This is a genomic window from Kitasatospora sp. NPDC057512 (assembly GCF_042802135.1).
In the GTDB taxonomy this organism is placed as follows: Bacteria; Actinomycetota; Actinomycetes; order Streptomycetales; family Streptomycetaceae; genus Kitasatospora.
The window spans coordinates 1-12715 of record NZ_JBHVET010000170.1 but is presented as its reverse complement, the minus strand read 5'-3'; the positions used below and the strand labels follow the sequence as shown (position 1 = coordinate 12715).

The 12715-nt window shown below is 73.0% G+C and carries 12 protein-coding genes; 3 read left to right on the top strand and 9 right to left on the bottom strand.

The features are described 5' to 3' along the window. Positions 1-61: 61 nt before the first annotated feature. The 3 genes from ACFU6K_RS14235 to ACFU6K_RS14225 all read right to left on the bottom strand — a co-directional run bounded on the left by ACFU6K_RS14235 (position 62) and on the right by ACFU6K_RS14225 (position 2466). Positions 62-1111, bottom strand: coding sequence for an SPFH domain-containing protein (locus ACFU6K_RS14235; RefSeq protein WP_380663024.1), 1050 nt, complete (start codon positions 1109-1111; stop codon positions 62-64). A gap of 10 nt (positions 1112-1121) precedes the next feature. After that, entirely contained in the window at positions 1122-1544 is a 423-nt protein-coding gene (locus ACFU6K_RS14230; RefSeq protein ID WP_049652104.1) for an NfeD family protein, read from the bottom strand. A gap of 130 nt (positions 1545-1674) precedes the next feature. Beyond that, complete coding sequence (locus ACFU6K_RS14225; protein ID WP_049652103.1) at positions 1675-2466, bottom strand: ABC transporter ATP-binding protein; 792 nt, start codon at positions 2464-2466, stop codon at positions 1675-1677. A 150-nt stretch (positions 2467-2616) separates the two neighbouring features. Here ACFU6K_RS14225 and ACFU6K_RS14220 point away from each other — a divergent pair, with 150 nt between their 5' ends. Then, positions 2617-3420: a hypothetical protein gene (locus tag ACFU6K_RS14220; RefSeq protein WP_380663022.1), complete on the top strand. Its 804-nt coding sequence runs from the start codon at positions 2617-2619 to the stop codon at positions 3418-3420. Between the two features lie 22 nt (positions 3421-3442). On the opposite strand, the gene ACFU6K_RS14215 is transcribed toward ACFU6K_RS14220, so the two are convergent. The 3 genes from ACFU6K_RS14215 to ACFU6K_RS14205 all read right to left on the bottom strand — a co-directional run bounded on the left by ACFU6K_RS14215 (position 3443) and on the right by ACFU6K_RS14205 (position 8081). Next, positions 3443-4099 (bottom strand): response regulator, encoded by a 657-nt coding sequence (locus tag ACFU6K_RS14215; protein WP_380663021.1) that lies wholly within the window; start codon positions 4097-4099, stop codon positions 3443-3445. Then, positions 4092-5189: a GAF domain-containing sensor histidine kinase gene (locus ACFU6K_RS14210; RefSeq protein ID WP_380663028.1), complete on the bottom strand. Its 1098-nt coding sequence runs from the start codon at positions 5187-5189 to the stop codon at positions 4092-4094. Before ACFU6K_RS14210 ends, ACFU6K_RS14215 begins: the two co-directional genes overlap by 8 nt. 276 nt (positions 5190-5465) lie before the next feature. Continuing rightward, complete coding sequence (locus tag ACFU6K_RS14205) at positions 5466-8081, bottom strand: FHA domain-containing protein (protein ID WP_380663019.1); 2616 nt, start codon at positions 8079-8081, stop codon at positions 5466-5468. Between the two features lie 221 nt (positions 8082-8302). On the opposite strand from ACFU6K_RS14205, the gene serB reads away from it, so the two are divergent. Beyond that, positions 8303-9559 carry a phosphoserine phosphatase SerB gene (serB, locus tag ACFU6K_RS14200; protein ID WP_380663018.1) on the top strand — a complete coding sequence of 419 codons (1257 nt, stop codon included), beginning with the start codon at positions 8303-8305 and terminating at the stop codon, positions 9557-9559. A 108-nt stretch (positions 9560-9667) separates the two neighbouring features. Here the strand turns inward: serB and ACFU6K_RS14195 are convergent, their stop codons facing one another. The 3 genes from ACFU6K_RS14195 to ACFU6K_RS14185 all read right to left on the bottom strand — a co-directional run bounded on the left by ACFU6K_RS14195 (position 9668) and on the right by ACFU6K_RS14185 (position 11863). Then, positions 9668-10195 carry a SixA phosphatase family protein gene (locus tag ACFU6K_RS14195; RefSeq protein ID WP_380663016.1) on the bottom strand — a complete coding sequence of 176 codons (528 nt, stop codon included), beginning with the start codon at positions 10193-10195 and terminating at the stop codon, positions 9668-9670. A gap of 123 nt (positions 10196-10318) precedes the next feature. After that, on the bottom strand, positions 10319-10441 hold the full coding sequence (locus ACFU6K_RS14190) for an SGM_5486 family transporter-associated protein (protein ID WP_255357429.1): 123 nt from the start codon (positions 10439-10441) through the stop codon (positions 10319-10321). Between the two features lie 123 nt (positions 10442-10564). After that, a complete protein-coding gene (locus ACFU6K_RS14185) occupies positions 10565-11863 on the bottom strand; it encodes a CynX/NimT family MFS transporter (RefSeq protein ID WP_380663026.1) in 1299 nt (432 codons plus the stop codon). Positions 11864-11978: 115 nt separating this feature from the next. On the opposite strand from ACFU6K_RS14185, the gene ACFU6K_RS14180 reads away from it, so the two are divergent. After that, entirely contained in the window at positions 11979-12653 is a 675-nt protein-coding gene (locus ACFU6K_RS14180) for a FadR/GntR family transcriptional regulator (RefSeq protein ID WP_380663014.1), read from the top strand. Positions 12654-12715 lie beyond the last annotated feature (62 nt).

Here is a 12715-nt window from a genome sequence, read left to right as displayed (position 1 = left end):
ACCGGTCACTCCGATCCGGTCATCCCGGGTCGATCACTCCAGGTCGGTCACTCCGGGTCGGTCACTCCGGGTCGATCTTCGGGTACTCCCGGGCCGGGTCCACCCGGGGACGGGCGGCGCCCTTCTCGGTGTCCACCGGCCGCGGGCCGGAGGCCGGGTCCAGTGGCACCTGGGTGGCCGCCGGGGCGGCCTGCGGAATGGTGGGCGCCGCGACCGCGCCGCCGTTCATCCCGCCGTTGCCGGTCAGACCGGTGAAGGCGCCGCCGAGGCCCTTGAGCGCGTCGCCGACCTCGCTGGGGATGATCCAGAGCTTGTTGGAGTCGCCCTTGGCCAGCTCGGGCAGGGTCTGGAGGTACTGGTAGGCGAGCAGCTTCTGGTCGGCGTCGCCGTCGTGGATGGCCTCGAAGACCGTCCGGATCGCGGCCGCCTCACCGTCCGCGCGCAGGACCGCGGCCTGCGCCTCACCCTCGGCGCGGAGCACGTCGGCCTGCTTCTCACCCTCGGCCTTGAGGATCTGGGCCTGGCGCTGGCCTTCGGCGGTGAGGATCGCGGCGCGCTTGTCACGGTCGGCGCGCATCTGCTTCTCCATCGAGTCCTGGATGGAGGTCGGCGGCTCGATCGCCTTCAGCTCGACGCGGTTGACCCGGATGCCCCACTTGCCGGTGGCCTCGTCCAGGACGCCGCGCAGACCGGCGTTGATGACCTCGCGCGAGGTCAGGGTGGACTCCAGGTCCATCGAGCCGATGATGTTGCGCAGCGTGGTGACGGTCAACTGCTCGATCGCCTGGATGTAGCTGGCGACCTCGTACGTCGCGGCCCGGGGGTCGGTCACCTGGTAGTAGATGACGGTGTCGATGTTGACGACCAGGTTGTCCTGGGTGATCACCGGCTGCGGCGGGAACGGCACGACCTGCTCGCGCAGGTCGATCCGGTTGCGGACGCGGTCGATGAACGGGACGACGATGTTCAGCCCAGCGTTGAGCGTCCGGGTGTAGCGGCCGAAGCGCTCCACGATCGCGGCGCTGGCCTGCGGGATGACCTGGATCGTCTTGATCAGCGCGATGAAGGCCACCACGACCAGGACGACCAAAACGATAAGGACGGGTTCCACGGACTCTCCCCTAGACGACCAGGGCGGTCGCGCCCTGGATTTCGACGACGTCGACCTGCTGTCCAGGCTGGTACACCTGGCCCGGGTGGAGCGCGCGGGCCGACCAGATCTCGCCGTTCAGCTTGATCCTCCCGCCCTCCCCGTCGACGGTTTCCGCGACGACCGCGGTGGCGCCCTGGAGCGCCTCGATGCCCATCTTCACCTGCGGCCCGCTGCGGAGCTGCCGATAGGCGATCGGGCGGACGAAGACCACCAGGGCGACCGAGACGGCGACGAAGGTCACGGTCTCGAGGACCACTCCCCCGCCCAGCGCGGCCACGCCGGAGGCGGCCAGCGCCCCGACCGCGAACATGGCGAACTCCGGCATCGCGGTGAGCACCAGCGGTATGCCGAGCCCTGCGGCGGCCAGGAGCCACCAGATCCAGCTGTCCACATGTCCATCCTAGGGAGCGAAGGCCTTCGAGGCGGACAGTTCCCGCAGGTCGAGGGGCGGAAACCGGTCGCGCGTGCGACCGGTTCCCGACGGCCGTCCGGATGAACGACAGGAACGGGCGGACGGGGCCTCAGCCCAGCGGCAGACCCTGCGCCGACCAGCGGTCTCCGTGCCGCTCCAGGGTCAGCGGCAGGCCGAAGCACTTGGAGAGGTTGCGGGCGGTCAGCTCGGTGTCGATCGGGCCGGCCGTGAGCACCTTCCCCTGACGGATCATCAGGACGTGGGTGAAGCCCGGCGCGATCTCCTCGACGTGGTGGGTGACCATCGCCATCGCCGGGGCGAACTCGTCCTGGGCGAGCGCGCCGAGCCGGCGGACCAGGTCCTCGCGGCCGCCGAGGTCCAGCCCGGCGGCGGGCTCGTCGAGCAGCAGCAGCTCGGGGTCGGTCATCAGGGCGCGGGCAATCAGGGTGCGCTTGCGCTCGCCCTCGGAGAGGGTGCCGAACTTGCGGTCGGTGAGGTTGGCCATGCCGAGGCGGTCGAGCAGCGCCAGGGCGCGGGACTCGTCCGACTGCTCGTAGGTCTCCTGCCAGGTGACCGTCATGCCGTACGCGGCGGTGAGGACGGTCTGCAGCACGGTCTGCTCGGCCGGCAGCTTGTCGAACATGGCGGCGCCGGCCAGGCCGATCCGGGAGCGCAGCTCGAAGACGTCGATCTCGCCGAGCTTCTCGCCCAGCACCGTGACCTTGCCCGAGGTCGGGAACAGGTACGAGGAGGCGATCTGCAACAGCGTGGTCTTGCCGGCGCCGTTCGGTCCCAGGATGACCCAGCGCTCGCCCTCGGAGATGGACCACGAGACCTGGTCGACCAGCGCGCGCCCCTCCCGGACCACGGATACGTCAACCAGCTCCAGCACGTCGCTCATGCCTATGCCTTCCCCAAAAAACAAGATTCTCGGCCGTCGGTGCGGGCGGCGAGCCTACTCCGGCAGCCGGTGGGCACGGGGTGGGTGCGCCGCACACGCATGGGCAAACCTACGCCACGCGGATGACCGGCGATTCCGTAGGCTGGCCGGATGCTCGTGACTCCAGCCGACAATCCGTACGAAGAGCCCCGTTCGGGGCGGCTCACCGCGTGGGGCAACGCCCAGCTGGCGGGCCTGGTGCCGCCGGACGACGCCGCCGCGGCCGTCCTGGGCGCGGACGAGCGCCACCGGGTCACCGGGCTGCCCGGCGACGGGCCCGGCGAGCAGCACGGGCTGACCTGGGCGCTGGGACGGCTGCGGGTGCTCGGTGTGAAGGGCCTGCGCCTCGCGCTGCCCTCGGCCGGGCACCCGCTCGGACTGACCGGCCCGAAGGCCTTCAACGAGCAGGCCATGCGGGCGGGCGAGGCCGTGCTGGCCGTCGGCGCACCGCTCGGGCTGGTGCCGGAGGTGGAGGTGTACGGGCCGGCCGGCGACCGCTCGGCCACCGTGCTGTGGCGCTGTTATGAGGTCAACGACACACCTCCGGCCGACGTCCCGTCGCTCCACGAGGCCGAGCGGGAGCTGGCGGAGGGGCTGCGGGAGGCGACCGTCCTGCTCACCCGCCTCGACGTGGCCGGTGCCGGGCCCGAGGCCCTGCGCGCCCTCGACGCCTACCGCCGGCGCGGCCACAGCGAGCCGCTGGCCCCCGGCTACCCGCCCCGGGCCGTCCGCGTCCTGGAGTCGGCCCGTCAGGTGTCCGCCCTGCTCGCCATCGCCTCCGGCGGGCACGGCGCCGCCGTCAGCGCCTCGGAGATGGCGGCCCGGCAGTCCGTCCTGGCCCCGCTGCGGCGGACCGCCCGGCGCGCCCAGGTGGCCGCCTACAACGCCCTCGTCGACGAGCGGGACGACCGCTGAGCGGAGGGGCACCCCCGGCGCGCTACTGCTCGCGGGTCTCGCCGTGGCGGACGGCCCAGAGTGCCGCCTGGGTGCGGTCGGCCAGGTCCAGCTTCATGAGGATGTTGGACACGTGGGTCTTCACGGTCTTCTCCGACAGGTGGAGGCTGCGGGCGATCTCCCGGTTGGAACGGCCGTCGGCGATGTGGCCGAGCACCTCGCGCTCGCGCTCGGTCAGCGTGCCGCCGCGGCCCTGGGGGGCGCGCGGGCTGTCGTCGGAGAGCAGGGCGGCGGCCAGTTCGGGCTGGAGCAGGACGTGGCCGGCGTGCACCGAGCGGATCGCGCCGGCCAGCGCCTCCGGGTCCACGTCCTTGTAGACGTACCCGGCGGCGCCGGCCCGCAGCGCGGGGACCATGGTGCGGTGCTCGGTGAAGCTGGTGACGATCAGGATCCGGGCCCGGCTGCCCTCCCCCTTGAGCGTGCGCAGCGCCTCGATGCCGTCGACGCCGGGCATCTTGAGGTCCATCAGGACGACGTCGGGGTCGAGTTCACGGGCCCGCTCGACGCCCTCCGCCCCGTCGGCGGCCTCCCCGACCACCTCGATGTCGTCCTGGACCTCCAGGAAGGTGCGCAGCCCGCGCCGGACGACCTGGTGGTCGTCGACCAGCAGGACGCGGATCGACGGTGTGCTCTCAGGCACCGGGGACCTCCATCTCGACGAGCGTCCCCCGACCGGGGGCCGACTCCAGGGTGAGCGTGCCGCCGACGGCGGCCGCGCGGTCGCGCATCGAGGCCAGGCCGAGGTGGCGGCCGGCCCGGCGGACGGACTCCGGGTCGAAGCCGCGCCCGTCGTCGTGCACGCGCAGCACGGCGCCGCGCGCGGGTGTCCCGGCCAGGGTGACGGTGACCCGGCGGGCGCCGGAGTGGCGCAGCGCGTTGTGCAGGGCCTCCTGGGCGACCCTCAGCAGCGCGGCCTCCTGGGCCGGCGGCAGCGCCCGGACGCCGTCGGCGGCGAAGGCGACGTCGGCGGTGTGCGCCCGGTCGAGGACCTGCACCTGGGAGGCGAGGGTGGCGCTGAGCCCGTCCTCCTCCAGGGCGGCGGGGCGCAGTTCCACGACGACGGCGCGCAGTTCGTCGGCGGCCTCGGCGGCCAGCCGGGCGACCTCGGCGAGTTCGGCGCGGGCCCGGGCCGGGTCGCGGTCGACGAGCTTGGCGGCCGCCTTGGCCGTGAGCCGGAGCGAGAAGAGCTTCTGCGAGACGGCGTCGTGCAGATCGTGGGCGATCCGGGCCCGCTCGCCGGCCAGTGTGAGCTCGCGGCTGCGCTCGTACAGCCGGGCGTTGGACAGGGCGAGGGCGGCGTGCGCGGCGAGGATCCGCAGCAGTTCCTCGTCGTGGTCGGTGAACTGGCCGCCGCCGCGCTTGTTGGCGAGGAAGATGACGCCCATCACCTGCGGCTCGTCCTCGGCCGCGTCGGTGTCCAGGATCGGCATGCCGAGGAAGGCGTCCATGTCGGGGTGGGCCTCGGGCCACCCCTCGAAGGCGGGTGCCTTGCGGACGTCGACCAGCCGGGTGGGGCCGGTCTCGTGCAGCATCGCGGCGAGCACGCCGTGCTGCCGGGGCAGCGGGCCGATCGCCCGCCACTGCTCGTCGGTGACGCCGTCGACGACGAACTGGGCGAAGCCCCCGTGGTCGTCGGGCACGCCGAGGGCCGCGTACTCGGCGCCGAGCAGGTCGCGGGCGGAGGCGGTGATGCGGCGCAGCACCTCGCGGACCTCCAGGTGCCGGCTCATGGCGAGCAGCGCCTGGCTGACGGCCTCGATCCCGGACAGGCACGGTTCGCAGGCGGGCAGCGGGCCGTGGTGGGCCCGGTGGTCTCCGGTGGTGCTGGGCATACGGCCAAACTACCGCCGCCGTGACGGCCGCCGCGTCCGTCCCCGGCCGCCCCGGACCCGGGTCCGGGGACCTAGGTCCCGCGCCCCGGGAGGGCCCGCCCGGAACGCGGAGGGGCGGCCCTCCCTGGTGGGAGGACCGCCCGTCGGACTGCCGTCGGAGACTCGGGGAAGGGGTCAGCCCTTCTGCATGACCTCGGGCTCGTGCCGGCGCTGGAGCCGGGTGACGAGGACGCCGATGACGATCGAGATGGCGATCAGCACGCCCGCGTCGATCGCCCACTGGGCGACGCTGTGCTTCCAGAGCGGGTCGTAGTTGGGGTTCTGGAAGTCCTTGTTCCAGGGGCCCATGAGGGTGGACAGGTCCAGCGTGGTGGACACGATGCCGGTGCCCCAGCGGGCCGGCATCAGCCAGGCGACCTGCTCCAGGCCGGGCTTGCTGAAGATCTGGAAGAGGCAGCCGGTGAAGACGACCTGGACGATGGCGAACATGACCAGCAGCGGCATGGTCTTCTCGGCGGTCTTCACCAGCGCGGAGATCATCAGGCCGAACATCATCGCGGCGAAGCTGAGCAGGATCATGCCGACGGTCATCTCGACGATCGGCAGGTTCTTGACGAGCAGGCCGTGCTCGGGGAGCTTGCGCGGCAGGAAGCCGACGGCGGAGATGATCGCGCCCTGGATCACGCTGAAGAAGCCCAGCACGATGATCTTGGACATCATGTACGCCGAGCGGGAGAGCCCGGTGGCCCGTTCCCGTTCGTAGATCGCCCGTTCCTTGATCAGTTCGCGGACCGAGTTGGCCGCTCCGGAGAAGCAGGCGCCGATCGCCAGGATCAGCAGGATCGTCGCGGCCCCGTTGTTGAGGTGGAGCTGGGTGTTCGGGTTGGGCGCGAGCCCCGGTTCGTTGGGGATCAGCACGCTGACCGCGCCGATCACCGCGGGCAGCAGCACCGACAGCGCCAGGAAGCCGCGGTCCGAGGCGAGCACCGACATGTAGCGGCGCATCAGGGTCCACAGCTGCGAGCCCCAGCTCTGCGGCTTGGGCGGCTTGACGGCCTCCTGGGCGACCTGGACGTGCTGCACCTCGCCCGCCTCGACGGTCGGGGCGGAGTACTGCTGGTAGTGCACCGAACCGCGGTAGCGGCCGGCCCAGTCGTGGTCCGGGTAGTTCTCGAAGGCCTGGAAGACGTCCGCCCAGGTCTCGTACCCGAAGAAGTGCAGCGCCTCGTCCGGCGGGCCGAAGTAGGCCACCGATCCGCCCGGTGCCATCACCAGCAGCCGGTCGCAGAGCGCCAGTTCGGCCACCGAGTGGGTGACGACCAGGATCGTGCGGCCGTCGTCTGCCAGACCGCGCAGCATCTGCATGACCTCGCGGTCCATGCCCGGGTCGAGGCCCGAGGTGGGCTCGTCCAGGAAGATCAGCGAGGGCTTGGTGAGCAGCTCCAGGGCGACCGAGACGCGCTTCTGCTGGCCGCCGGAGAGCGCGGTGATCTTGTTGTCGGCGCGCTTGTCGAGGCGCAGCTCGTACAGCACCTCGTCGATCCGGGCCTCGCGCTCCTTCGCCTCGGTGTCCCCGGGGAAGCGCAGCCGGGCCGCGTACTTGAGGCCCTTCCGGACGGTGAGCTCGCGGTGCAGGATCTCGGACTGCGGCACCAGGCCGATGCGCGAGCGGAGTTCGGCGAACTGCTTGTAGAGGTTGCGGCCGTCGTACAGCACCTCGCCGCGGTCGGCCGGGCGGTAGCCGGTGAGGGCGCGCAGCAGCGTGGACTTGCCGGAGCCGGACGGGCCGATGACCGCGACCAGGGACTTCTCCGGGACGCCGAAGCTGACGTCGTCGAGCAGGACCTTCTTGCCGCCCTTGTGGTCGACCTCGACGGTCAGGTGGCGGGCGGAGAAGGAGACCGCGCCGGTGTCGACGAACTCCTGCAGCTGGTCGCCGACCAGCACGAAGCCGGAGTGTCCGACGGTCAGCCGGTCCTGCGGGCCCATCAGCTGACGCTGCACCCGCTGGCCGTTGAGGAAGATGCCGTTGTGGCTGCCGAGGTCGACGATCTCGTAGCGGCCGTCCGGGAGCTGACGCAGCTCGGCGTGGTGGCGGGAGACCTGGAGGTCGGACACCACGATGTCGTTGTCGAGCGCGCGGCCGATCCGGACGGTGCGCATCGCCGAGGTCAGGTTGCGGATGATGGTCGGCTGCGGCCCGCCGTCGTGCGGCGGGGGCGGGAAGCCCTGCTGCGGGAAGCCGCCGTGCTGGGGCTGGGGCTGCTGCTGCGGGGCCGGCCGGTCCTGCGGCGGCGCGTACTGCTGCTGCGGGAACGGCGGCTGGGCCTGCGGCTGACCGGACCAGGCCTGCTGCTGCGGCTGCTGGTACGGGTCGTGCTGCGGCCAGCCCTGCTGCGGGGCGGGCTGCTGGGGCGTGGGCGCCGGGCCGCGGCTGGTGGCGGCCTCGTGCATCGGGGCGGCCTGCGGAGCCGCGGCGTGCGGGGCGGCGGCCTGCGCCGGCGCGGAGAAGCCGAGCCGGGGGCCGTTCTCCGGGTTGCCCAGGTTCACCACGGCGCCGGGGAACAGCTGGGCCTGGAGGGTGCGGGCACCGGCCACGTACGTTCCGTTGGTGCTGCCGTGGTCGTCCAGCTGCCAACCGCTGCCGTTGAAGCCGATGGTCCCGTGCTGCCAGGAGACCCTCGCGTCGTCGAACGTGAAGTCCGACTGCGGGTTCCGCCCGATGGTGTAGGACCGCCCGGGCTCCAGAGTCCGCTGCTGTCCGTTGATCTCGATGACGAGTTGCGGCACTGCTCGCCTGCCCCGCTCTCTCGGTTCCCCCGAATTGTGGCCCCGGCCGGGGCCGCGATGTTCCTGTGACTGCCGGGGGAATCATTCCAGCCCGCCGACCGCCGGTGAAAGTCGGCCCGGGCGACTGTGACCAGGCTGCTACCGAGCCCGGACCTGCGGCGTCCCGCGAGGTGGGACGGGTGCTCCCGGGCCCTCGGGCGCCCGGTAGCGTGGGAGGCACCATGAACGCATCGCCCCTGGCCGCTGAGCCCCTCCCCGCCGCCCAGCACCGGACCGCGGACGAGCGCACCCTGCTCGTCAAGGTGTTCGGCAAGGACCGTCCCGGCATCACCGCCGGCCTCTTCACGACGCTGGCCGGTTTCGGCGTCGACGTCATCGACATCGAGCAGGTCGTCACCCGTGGGCGCATCACGCTGTGCGCCCTGGTCACCCCGCCCTCCGCACCCGGCGCCGAGGGCGGGCTGCGGGCCACCGTCCACCGCTGGGCCGACGAGCAGAAGCTCCAGGCCGAGATCCTCTCCGGCATCGGTGACAACCGGCCGCGCCGTGAGGGCCGTTCGCACGTCACGGTGCTCGGCCACCCGCTGACCGCCGCCGCCGTCTCCGCGCTCACCTCCCGGATCACCGCCTCGGACGGCAACATCGACCGTGTCTTCCGGCTCGCCAAGTACCCGGTGACGGCGGTCGAGCTGGCCGTCTCCGGTGTGGCCACCGACGAGCTGCGGGCCGCGCTGGCCCAGGAGGCGGCCACCCAGCGGGTGGACGTCGCGGTGGTCGCCGCCGGGCTGGAGCGCCGGGCCAAGCGCCTGGTGGTCATGGACGTCGACTCCACGCTCATCCAGGACGAGGTGATCGAGCTGTTCGCCGCCCACGCGGGCTGCGAGGAGGAGGTCGCCGCGGTAACGGCGGCGGCGATGCGCGGGGAGCTGGACTTCGCCGAGTCGCTGCGGGCCCGGGTGGCGCTGCTGGCCGGACTGGACGCCTCGGTGACCGAGAAGGTGCGCGCCGAGGTCCGCTTCACGCCGGGCGCGCGCACCCTGATCCGTACGCTCCAGCGCCTCGGCTACCAGGTCGCGGTGGTGTCCGGCGGCTTCACCCAGGTCACCGACCACCTGGTGGAGCAGCTGGGGCTGGACTTCGCGGCCGCGAACACCCTGGAGGTGGTGGACGGCAGGTTCACCGGCCGGGTGGTCGGCGAGATCGTGGACCGGGCGGGCAAGGCCCGCTGGCTGGCCCGCTTCGCCGAGCAGGCGAAGGTGCCGCTGGAGCAGACGGTGGCGATCGGCGACGGCGCCAACGACCTGGACATGCTGAACGCGGCCGGCCTCGGGGTGGCGTTCAACGCCAAGCCGGTGGTGCGGGAGGCCGCCGACACCGCGGTGAACGTGCCGTTCCTGGACACCGTGCTGTACCTGCTGGGCATCACCCGCGAGGAGGTCGAGGCGGCCGACGCGCTGCACGGCACCCCGACCGAGTAGGGCCCGCCCGGCGGCCGATGGAGTGAGGCGGCCGCCCGGAGAGGGCCTGCGGACGTACCAGAGGGGCGCGCGGATTCGACCCGCGCGCCCCTCGTGTACGTCCCGCGGTCAGTCCTGCGGCGTGTGGTACGAGACCAGCTGGGCCACGCCCGGCTCGACGCCCTTCCAGGAGCCGCTGAAGCTGAGCACCGCGATCGCCGCCGTCGGGAAGCCCCCGAGCCGCAGCCGCTCCAGCGCGTCCCGGTCGCCCGCGTCCCCGGCCAGCACCTGGGTCAGCCCCAGCACGCCCGGGTTGTGGCCGACCAGCACCACGTCCGCGTACTCCTCCGGGGTCTCCTGGAGCACGGCGATGATCTCGCCGGGGCTGGCCTCGTAGACCCGCTCCTCGTACACCGTCCGGAGCGGCCGCTGCGGCAGCTCGTGCACCGCCAGCTTCCAGGTCTCGCGGGCGCGCAGCGCGGTGGAGCAGAGCACGTAGTCGGGGCTGATGCCGGAGTCGACCAGCCAGCGGCCGGCGTCCGGGGCCTGGTGACGGCCCCGGTCGGCCAGCGGCCGGTCGTGGTCGTCCACGCCGTTCGGCCAGTCGGCCTTGGCATGGCGGAGAACGATGATCCTGCGGGGCGTGTCGGCGCTCATACCCAGCAAGCTTGGCAGAAAAGCGGCCCGGCGGCGCGATGCCCCGGGATGCCGCCACTCCGAGGGACGACCCGTGCCACCATGCCCCGTTCACCGGGGCGTCGGCCGGCGTACGGCCGTCCGTCAGCCCATCGTGGCGGCGACGGTGGCAATGATCGACACCAGCACCGCGATGGCGGCGAAGGCGAGGGCGATGCGGCCGAGCTGCTTGCGGCCGTCGGTGGGGTTCGGATCGAGAACGGGCATGTCCGGAAGTCTCCCACTCCGAACACGCCCGCCGTCCGCCGACCCCGCCCCCTTGGCCGGGTCTTGACCCGGCCGTCGGGGCCCGGCGCTCCCCCGCGCGCCCTCACACCCCCGGCGGGGGCGTCACGCCGCGGCCTGCTCCGCCGGGTGCACCGCCTCGTCCTCGATGTGCCGGGCCCGCGCCGCGCGCAGGCCGAACAGCATCTGCGGCACCAGCAGCAGCGACAGGAAGCCCAGCGGCCAGTACCACTCGCCGGTGGCCCCGTAGAGCCAGCCGACCAGGATCGGGCCCGGGATGGACACCAGGTAGCCGACGCCCTGGGCGAAGGCGGAGAGCTGCGCGACCCCGCCCGCCGACCGGGCCCGCAGTCCGATCATGGTCAGCACCAGCGGGAAGGCGCAGTTGGACAGGCCCAGCAGGACCGCCCAGAGCCAGGCGCCCCCGGCCGGGGCGATCGCCAGACCGGCGTACCCGGCGATGCCGCAGCAGGCCAGAAGCACCACGAACAGCCGCTGGTCGCCGCGGCGGGCGGCCAGGTTGGGCAGCACGAAGGAGACCGGCACGCCGATCACCATGGTGACCGCGAGCAGCACCCCGGTGGTGCCCTCGCCGATGCCGGCGTCCTGGAAGATCTGCGACATCCAGCCCATGACCACGTACGCGCCGGTGGCCTGGAGGCCGAAGTACCCGGCCAGCGCCCAGGCGGTCCGGCTGCGGGTGATCGGCAGCCGGACGGGGGCGGCGGCACCCTCGGCCCGTTCGCCGCGCTCCCGCTTGGCGATCAGCACGAACAGCCAGAGCACCAGGGCGAGGGCTCCCAGGACGGCCCAGACGCCCAGGCCGTAGCGCCAGTCGCCGCCGAGCGACGTGGTCAGCGGCACGGTGACGGCCGCGGCCAGCGCGGTGCCGGCGGACAGCGCCATCGAGTAGAGGCCGATCATCGGCCCGACCCGGTCCGGGAAGTACCGCTTGATCACCACCGGCAGCAGCACGTTGGAGACCGCCACCCCGGCCAGGGCGAGAGCGGTGAGCAGCAGGAACACGGCGGTGCCCCCGGCGAACGAGCGGGCCAGCACCCCCGCCGTGATGGCGCCCATGCCCGCCGTGACGACCGCGATCGGACCGATCCGACGGGCCGCCGCGGGCGCGGCGAAGCCGAACAGCCCGAAGCACAGCGACGGGACGGCGGTGAGCAGCCCGGCGAGCGTCGGGTTCATCCCGAGGTCGTCGCGGACCTGCTTGAGCAGCGGCCCGAGGCTGGTGACCACGGGGCGCAGGTTGAAGGCGGCGGCGGCGATCGCGACGGCGAACAGCACGCCGAGGTACTTGGCGGAGCCGGAGGCGGCGGGCCGCTCTGCGGTCGGCGGCCGGCTCTCGGTCCGGGCGGAAGCGGTGGTGTCTGCTGCGGGCATGGAGAGCATCATAGAATGATGGGATGAATTGATGCACCTTGGAATTGGCATGATGTGCCGACCGTTCATCCACCGGCCACCTCCCACCCAGGCCCCACCCGAGCCGTAGCCGCAAGGAGTCCCCGTGGCGCTGTCCTCGCCGAGGCGCACCCCGCTGTCCGACCAGGTGATCGCACAACTGCGGGCCCAGATCACGTCCGGGGAGTGGCCGGTCGGCTCGCGCATCCCCACCGAGGCCGCCCTGGTCGAACAGCTCGGCGTCGCCCGCAACACCGTCCGCGAGGCCGTCCGCGCCCTCGCCCACAACGGGCTGCTCGACATCCGGCAGGGCTCCGGCACGTACGTGCTGGCCACCAGCGAGCTGGCCGGCGTGATGCACCGCCGCTTCGCCGACGCCGGCCAGGCCCAGGTCGCCGAGCTGCGGGCGGCTCTGGAGACCTCGGCCGCGGGCCTCGCCGCCCACCGCCGCACCCCGCGCGACCTGGAGCTGCTGGACGGCGCCCTGGCCCGCCGGGAGGCCGCCTGGCACTCCGGCGACGCCGAGGACTTCGTCCAGGCCGACGCCGCCTTCCACCAGGCCGTGGTGGCCGCCGCCCACAACGACGTCCTGCTCGCCGTCTACGCCGACCTCGGCGAGGTCACCCGCGAGCACCTGCGGCACGACGTCGGCCCCGAGCTGATCGCCGAGCGCTACATCGGCCACCACACCATCCTGGAGGCCATCCGGGACGGCGACGCCCAGCGCGCCTCCGTCGAGGCCGGCCGCGCCATCGGCGCCTGCGGCACCGCGGACGTCTGACCGCGCCGGAGTTCCCTGACGGAACGCCGCTGCCCGGCACCCCGCGAGGGGGAGCCGGGCAG